This window comes from Ensifer sp. SSB1 (assembly GCF_016652895.1).
In the GTDB taxonomy this organism is placed as follows: Bacteria; Pseudomonadota; Alphaproteobacteria; order Rhizobiales; family Rhizobiaceae; genus Ensifer.
This window is the reverse complement of record NZ_JAEPRP010000255.1, coordinates 1-7471: the sequence shown is the minus strand read 5'-3', so window position 1 is coordinate 7471 and position 7471 is coordinate 1. Positions and strand designations below refer to the sequence as shown.

The following is a 7471-nucleotide window of genomic DNA, read 5'->3' as shown; positions in this document are numbered from 1 at the left end:
TTCCAGTACGGTCATGTTGTCGGCGAGGGTGAAGTGCTGGTGGACCATGCCAATGCCGGCGTCAATGGCTGCACGCGGATCTCCCGGTGGAAGCGGCTTGCCAAAGGCCTCGATAGTTCCCTCGTCGGCGACATAGTGGCCGAAGAGAATGTTCATCAGAGTCGTCTTGCCGGCACCGTTCTCCCCGAGAAGTGCGATGACTTCGCTCTGCTTGAGGTCGAAGGAAATGGCGTCGTTGGCCCTGAGCGGGCCGAAACGCTTGCTAATGCGAGAAAGACGAAGTGCGGGTTTGCTAGACACATCGGCGACCGGAGTTGTTGGGGGCTTCCCTTCCCGTCCAAGTAGAGAATGGTCGCTGAAGGCGAGGGGTAATTCCTCGTCCGGCACTGCCGACCACTCCGATGAACGCGAGGAAGTGGTTAGGTCGACTTCGGCTCGACGTCGTTGATCTCGACGGTAAACGAACCGTCCTTGATCATTTTTTCCTTCTGCGCGACCTTGGCCTTAATGGCATCCGGAACCTTGCTGTCGAAGGTGCCAAGAGGCGCCAGTGAACAGCCGCCGTTCTTCATGAAGGAATAGATGCCGTAGTCGTCAGCCTTGAACGCGCCTGCCTTCACTTCGCTGATCGCTTTGTCGAGTGTCGGTTCGAAATGCCACAGTGCGGAGGCGACAACGGTGTCCGGGTAGTCCGCCTGGGTATCGATAACATTGCCGATGGCCAACACCTTCTTCTCTTTGGCGGCGTCGGACACGCCGAAACGTTCGGCATAGAGCAAGTCCGCACCCCCATCGATCTGGGCGAATGCGGTCTCTTTGGCCTTTGGCGGATCGAACCATGAGCCGATGAAGGCTACCTGGAATTTGGTTTCCGGGGCCACTTCCTTCACGCCGGCCATGAATGCATTCATCAGCCGATTGACCTCTGGGATCGGATAGCCTCCCACCATGCCGATGTTCTTGGACTTGGTCATTGCGCCGGCGACGAGGCCGGATAGATAGGATGCGTCCTGGATATAGTTGTCGAAAACCGAGAAGTTCGGAACGGCGGCATCGGGCTTGAAGCTCGAGCCCATCAGGAAGGCGACATCCGGATAGTCTTTGGCCACCGCGCGGGCAGCATCCTCGACGCCGAATACCTCGCCCAGGATCAACTTGTGACCCGCCTCGCAATACTCACGCATGACGCGCTCGTAATCGTTGTTTGCGGTGTTTTCCGAATAGACATATTCGATGTCGCCGCGTTCCTTGGCTGCATTGGCCGCCTTGTGGATACGGCTGACCCACTGCTGCTCGACCGGAACGGTGTAGATGGCTGCCACCTTTATCGGGTCCGCAGCAAGCAGACGGCTCGGCAGACCGGCCGCAGCCACCACGGCGGAAGCGCCGGCAGCTTTGATCAGGGTTCTTCTGGAAATGGCAAAGTTGAAGGAATTGCTACGCATTGAGTTCCCCTCTGATTGAGTGCGCGTTTGGCGCGCGTCTTTTTACCACTTGGTCAATGTAGGGGAAGTTGGAGGTTGCAGCAATTGGGTGTGGTGCGCCATTCAACCGGAAATAACGCGGCCTGCGTGACAAGGTCCAGGCGGTCCCGCGCGAGACGTGTTGCGTCCAATGCCGCCTAAAAGGCAATTCAACTTCCGCGTTTGAGGCTTCGCGTACTTGAACGTAACTCCGAAAGTCGTTCATACTTTCAACGGTCTTTCCGCCAATCAGTCTTCATGACTGCAACTGGGCCGAACAAGTTCCTGTGTGATCGGCGCCGCCCCTGGGAAGAAGGCGCTGAAGGCCAATGCGCGGCAGCCGTGCCCACGGGAAGTCTTTCGCTCTTCTCTTTCGATTGCGGAGATGGTCTAAGATCGTGGTTGGGAGATTTTTGAAGGGCCAGGATCGTGAGACGCGTGAGCTGCGGAGCCCGAAACTGGAGCACCTACCTGAACAAAGAACCTGTGGGGCGCGAATGTTTCTGATCGACCGTGAACTTGAGGCGTTGACGGCCTTCAGGCGTGAGCTGCATCGGCGGCCGGAGGTCTCGGGCAAGGAGCGGGAGACGGCGGAGACGATCTTTGCTGCCTTGGCTGAGACGAAGCCAGATGCTGTCATCACCGGCCTTGGCGGGCACGGGGTGGCTGCGATCTATGAAGGGCGCGAGCCAGGGCCGACGGTGATAGTGCGCGCCGAACTCGACGGGCTGCCGATCGAGGAGATCTCGGACATCGCGCACCGCTCGGAGATCACAGGCAAGGGGCATCTCTGGCCATGACGGGCACATGACGATCCTGATGGCGCTTGCCACGGGACTGGGGCGCGAGCGGCCGGCGAAGGGGCGCGCGATCTTGATGTTTCAGCCGGCAGAGGAAAACGGCGCCGGGGCGGCGGCGGTGCTTGCCGATCCCAAATTTGCGGAGATCACGCCGGATCTAGTCTACTCGCTGCATAATTTTCCGGGATTAAGCTTCGGCCATGCCGCACTTCGCAGCGGGCCGGTCAACTGCGCCTCACGCGGCATGCGGATTTCGCTGTCTGGCAAGACGGCGCACGCCTCGACGCCGGAGGACGGCATCGCACCGACCTTTGCTGTTGCTTCGCTGCTTTCCGGCCTGACGGGGTTGGGCAACAACGGGCCGCTCGACGAGAGCTATACACTGGTGACGGTGACGCACGCGCGGCTTGGCGAGGCGGCCTTCGGCATCAGCCCTGGCTACGCCGAGATCTGGGCGACGCTCCGGACCTTGACCGACGAACGCATGGCCGATCTCGTTGCCCGAGCCGAGGCGCTCGCCGGCAAGGAGGCGGAAGCTGCCGGGCTGAAGGTCGCGATCGGATACGAGGACGTGTTCCACCAGTGCAGCAATGCTGAACTGGCCGTGATCGCGCTGGAGCGCGCCATGGACGAGGAGGGCGTCAGCCATGACAAGGGCGAGGGCGTGTTGCCGATGAAGGGCTCGGAGGATTTCGGGCTTTTCGGCCGGGTGGCGCCGGCGGCGATGTTCTTCCTGGGGGCCGGCGAAAACCACGCGCGGCTGCACAATCCCGACTATGATTTTCCGGACGATCTGATCGGCATCGGCGCCAAGGTCTTCATGCGGGCGATTCGCAACGAACTGGGGTGAGGGCGAAGGGCGATCGCTTGCGCGGAGGTAGTCTGTCGGCACGCGCTGACAATGCGCCGTTCGGGATGTTTCACGCCGCGTCAGGATTTGCGCTGAGGAGGAACTGGGGATGAGGCAATTGAGCTTTCGTGTCACCCTTTGCCTTGTGATCGCCGTGGCGGGGATGGTGACCGCGCACGCGGCGGATATACCCATTGAAGAAGCTGTTCCAAAACCGCGACAGATCGAGAATGCCAGCCTGCAGGACTTCATCAAGGCCAATCCGGATTGCCTGGAATTCACCGATCAATGCTCGCATTGCGTCGTCTTAAATGGCGTTGCTGAATGCTCGACGGCGGAGATCGCCTGCGTCAAGCGAGAGAACCACTGCACCAGGCGGGTGGCAAATTGATGCATCCTGCAAACAGGACGTCTATCAGGACATCGTCGCTGACGAAGTCCTGACGCGCGGCACTACGGACGCTGCACAAATGTGGGGCGTCCGACGGCATCGGCAATGTCAACGACGCCCGGGCATGGTCAAGGGCGCCTTGGAGCGATGCTACCCCGAGGTCGATCGCGCCCTGAGCTCACTTCAACTCATGCCGTGCCGAGATGTAGGCGTGTTTAGCTAGGCTGAGCCCCATTCCAATTCCGCCAGCCGCTCCGTGCAGATCGCCTCGACGAGGCGGTGGAGATGTTCGGTTCGCTCGAGAAGCCAGGCGAGTGCTTCTTCGGTGACCTCGAAGTGCTTCGAATAGCGTGCCTTCACATAAGCTTCGTTGAGAATGTTGTACCAAGCGGTAAAGCGATGCTGGTCGCGCGGCCAGGCCTCGACGAGCCGCTGATCACGATCCTCGGCGAGACCGCGGAGAAATTTGAGGTTGTGCGAAGGTGGGCTATAGTTGGTGAGGGTGAGGAGCACGCAAGAATAGGCAGATTCTACGGCTTGGTGCAACAAAAAGGTAGCCCGCTTCTGCCAGCCATGCTCAATCGCATAAGCGGCGAGCTGGCGAAATTCCGTAGTGCTTTGGGATTGCCTCTCGCGATGATCCTTGGCCACTCTAAGTGCATCGGAACGCGAGAGCCGTTTCGGCTCGGCCAGCGGCCGATCATCGAGCTCGTAGAGCACGATGCCCTCGTGCAGGATGTCGACGAAGAAATATTGTCCGTCCGCTAGGAAGTTGTTCACCTCCCGGGCGCCATGGACGATCAGCCCAACCGGCGTCGAAACGCTTTTGTCCCACATCAGACGGTCGGTCGCCTTGTCCCAGTATTCCGGTTCGGCGAGCTTCTTCGAGTTAACGATAACAAGGATGTCATAATCCGAGCGGTAGCCCTTCATCGTGTGCGGCTCGTCGACATAGGTGCCGCGCGCGAACGAACCGAACAGGATAATCTTCAGGATCCGGCCGCGCTTCTTGAAGTCGGCCGAACTTCCCTCGAGCGCATCGGCAAACTCCTCGTGAATGATCTCCACGGCGCGGGCAAGCTCGCGCTGCTTCTTCTCGGGAAGATGTTCGAGGCTCGTTTTCATATTCAACCGATAGGATAAAGACGACTCGCCGTCTACTACCGAAATTCATGGGCACTGGATTATAAAAAAACAGCATATTGATATAGGGTGGAAATAGATGAATGATCTACCGGCTTGTAGATTGATTGGCGCGGATACAGAGGACCGGGAATGGAACTCCGTCAGATGAGATGTTTTGCGACGCTGGCTGAGGAGCTTCATTTCGGCCGCGCCGCGGCAACGCTGTCTATGGCGCAACCTGCCCTCAGCTTGCAGATCCAGGCGCTGGAAAGGGAGCTTGGCGTGCAGCTTCTCATTCGCTCGACGCGCCGTGTTCAACTGACAAAACCCGGCGAAGTTTTTTACGAGCGGTGCATCAGTGTTCTGCGGGAAATTGAAAGCAGTTCAGCGATCGTCCGGGCGGTTGCAGGCAAGAATGTCGATCGGATCACGATTGGAACCATATACCCAGCGACCTTCGGTGTGCTGCCGCTCTTTCTAAGCAAGCTCGGCAAGCGATTTCCCGATATCCAGATTCACGTGAGCAGCGGTTCCACGGATGCAATCATCCGCGACCTGGAGAAGGGTCGTATCAACCTTGGCTTCATCCGGCCAGTCGAAAACATCGGATCGCTGCGTTGGCAGAGCATCGCCAACGAGCGATATCTTCTTGCGGTGCCCCTTGGCAGCCGGCTTGAGACGGCGGAAACTGTCACAATGAACGATCTGAAACGGGAGCGGATCATCTCCTTTTCCCGCTCAAATCTATCTTACACGGAAAAGTACTTCTTCGAGCAGTTCAGAAAATTTGGCCTTCTCGATCAGGTCGCCTGTAGTTGCGACGACACACTCTCCTTGGTTTCGCTGGTCGCGGCCGGGATGGGCGTGGGTTTCGTGCCGGAATGGACCAGGGATTTGCCCCACCAGTCGTTTCGCCTTCGGGAAGTGAAGGGGGTGGATTTCACGATCGGCATGGGGCTTGCCTGGAACAAGGAGGATCCGACCGCAAACCGTGAAGAGATCGTAGAGATTGCCCGCACGCTGGCAGCGGCATCAAAATCGCTTAAAGCTGTGGGCGACCATTCCGGAAGAAACAACACCAAGCGCCGTCTGCCGGCGCGTAGCGAGTAGATAGGTAAGTGGTAACGTAGGCGGCCAGAGGTTGGCGAGGGCGGTCCTCGGACCTTCATATTGAAGGCGAGTTGAGGCAGGAGCACAGCTCGCCGGCTGCTTCGCACGCCGGTCTATGGCTATTGGCCACCGACGAAAGGTCCAGAATGTTGCTGGGCCGGGCATTGCTTCAGTAAGACGAGAGGGCAAAAAAGGAGGAGAAGGTGAAGAGCTGGTTTCAGAAGCTAACCGATGTTTCCACCGTGGCGCGCACCAAGGAGATGTTCAACGAAGCGCTCACCGAACTCGCTGAAGAACTCGGATTCGAGTATTACGCCTACCTTAATCTTCAACCCGTCGGAACGTTTGCTGTGTCGAATTATCATCCCGACTGGCAGGATTGGTATTTCTCAAAGGGCTTCAACGAGATTGACCCCGTGATCCACATTGCAAGGGCCACGATGAAAGCGTTCACTTGGTCTTCCGAAAATTCAAGGACAGTGAGATCGACGCGTGTTCGGCAGTTTTATTTGGATGCCGCCGGTTTCGGCATTCGGTCGGGCATCACCATTCCGGTTGCTACTGCGTTCAGACGTATGGCAATGCTGACAGTTGCCTCGCACCAGCCTTCCCTCTCGCTCAAACGGGATATCGATCCGGTTGCAGCCGCGACGGCGGTCGCTCAGCTTCATGTGCGGATCGAGCAGACAGAAATTGAACCCACAGCAAAGCCCAACATCGGCCTAACCGCCAAACAAGCGCTTATGCTCAAGTGGGCATCTGAGGGCAAGTCGATGAGTGTAATCGCCGACATCGAGAACATGACTTACTGGAACGTCAATTTTCACATGAATAATGCGCGCAGGAAGCTCAATGCCTACTCGCTTCCGCAGGCGACGGCGCTGGCGACGAAGCTAAAGCTGATTTGAAACCAACGCATCGTCGGCGAGAAGTCAATTCTCCGGGGAGTACGGATGAAGCAGGCGGAGAACAAGCGCGCGGAGCAAATACGGACGATTTCGCGTGAACGGCTCGAGGCGTTTGTGCTCGAACACGCCGAGAGAGACGAGGACTTTGCCCTTTGGCTCGACACCAGGTTCGCGGTTTCGGTGGCTGATGAGGCGAGCACGCTGCTCGACCCTGTGCCGTTTCGTCGTCGCGCCGAAGCGCTCTTCTCTGAGAGCGGTTCCGTGCGCCATCGGCACGGTTGGGATAAATCTGCGGCTATCGATGAGGCGGCGCTCGAACAACTGATCGATGAGGCTGAACCCTTTCTTGCCGAGGGGCGCGCCGCCGATGCATTAGCGATCTTGAAGCCCGTGGCCTCAGGGTTGACCGCATACTGGCCGGAGAACGCCGATTGGGACGAAACCCTGCACGAGTTCTTTCCTCGGCTTGATAAACTGATCGCTCAAGCCGCGCTCATGGATGAAATCTCAGCGGAGGAGCGCGATGACCTCGCCGACGAATTGACCGGCTGGCAGGGCGAACTCGCTGAATTTGGCGCCGATGATGCCTTTTCTACCGCCATTGCAGCTTGCATGCAGGGTTGGGACGAGCCAGGCCTTCGTGCGACGCTCGCAGGGCTTGGGCAGAGCTGGCCGCCTGGGGGAGGTAGTGATCCGCTCGATGACGATCTGACGCGGGCGAGACTTGCCGCGCTCGAAGCTATGGGACGTAGTGAGCATTTCCTCAACCTTTCCCGTGCCGCGGGGTTCCATTGCGACCATGCTGTGAATCTTGCGCAGACGGG

At 58.5% G+C, this 7471-nt stretch carries 7 protein-coding genes and 1 pseudogene; 5 read left to right on the top strand and 3 right to left on the bottom strand.

Going from position 1 to position 7471, the window contains the following annotated elements:
• Positions 1-300, bottom strand: a 300-nt coding sequence (locus I8N66_RS34845; protein WP_291164347.1) for an ATP-binding cassette domain-containing protein, incomplete at its 3' end; no start/stop codon positions are given.
• A gap of 119 nt (positions 301-419) precedes the next feature.
• Positions 420-1445 (bottom strand): BMP family protein, encoded by a 1026-nt coding sequence (locus I8N66_RS34840; protein WP_291164345.1) that lies wholly within the window; start codon positions 1443-1445, stop codon positions 420-422.
• Between the two features lie 515 nt (positions 1446-1960).
• On the opposite strand from I8N66_RS34840, the pseudogene I8N66_RS34835 reads away from it, so the two are divergent.
• Positions 1961-3113 (top strand): annotated as a pseudogene (locus tag I8N66_RS34835) (amidohydrolase).
• Positions 3114-3222: 109 nt separating this feature from the next.
• Positions 3223-3504, top strand: coding sequence for a hypothetical protein (locus I8N66_RS34830; protein WP_291164342.1), 282 nt, complete (start codon positions 3223-3225; stop codon positions 3502-3504).
• A 219-nt stretch (positions 3505-3723) separates the two neighbouring features.
• On the opposite strand, the gene I8N66_RS34825 is transcribed toward I8N66_RS34830, so the two are convergent.
• A complete protein-coding gene (locus tag I8N66_RS34825) occupies positions 3724-4629 on the bottom strand; it encodes a nucleotidyltransferase and HEPN domain-containing protein (RefSeq protein ID WP_291164339.1) in 906 nt (301 codons plus the stop codon).
• A gap of 150 nt (positions 4630-4779) precedes the next feature.
• Between I8N66_RS34825 and I8N66_RS34820 the strand changes: the two genes are divergently transcribed.
• From I8N66_RS34820 to I8N66_RS34810, 3 genes are all read left to right on the top strand, one after another.
• Positions 4780-5739, top strand: coding sequence for a LysR family transcriptional regulator (locus I8N66_RS34820; protein WP_291164337.1), 960 nt, complete (start codon positions 4780-4782; stop codon positions 5737-5739).
• A 203-nt stretch (positions 5740-5942) separates the two neighbouring features.
• Positions 5943-6647, top strand: a complete 705-nt coding sequence (locus I8N66_RS34815) for an autoinducer binding domain-containing protein (RefSeq protein ID WP_291164334.1) — start codon at positions 5943-5945, stop codon at positions 6645-6647.
• Between the two features lie 45 nt (positions 6648-6692).
• Positions 6693-7471, top strand: a 779-nt coding sequence (locus I8N66_RS34810) for a hypothetical protein (RefSeq protein ID WP_291164331.1), incomplete at its 3' end; no start/stop codon positions are given.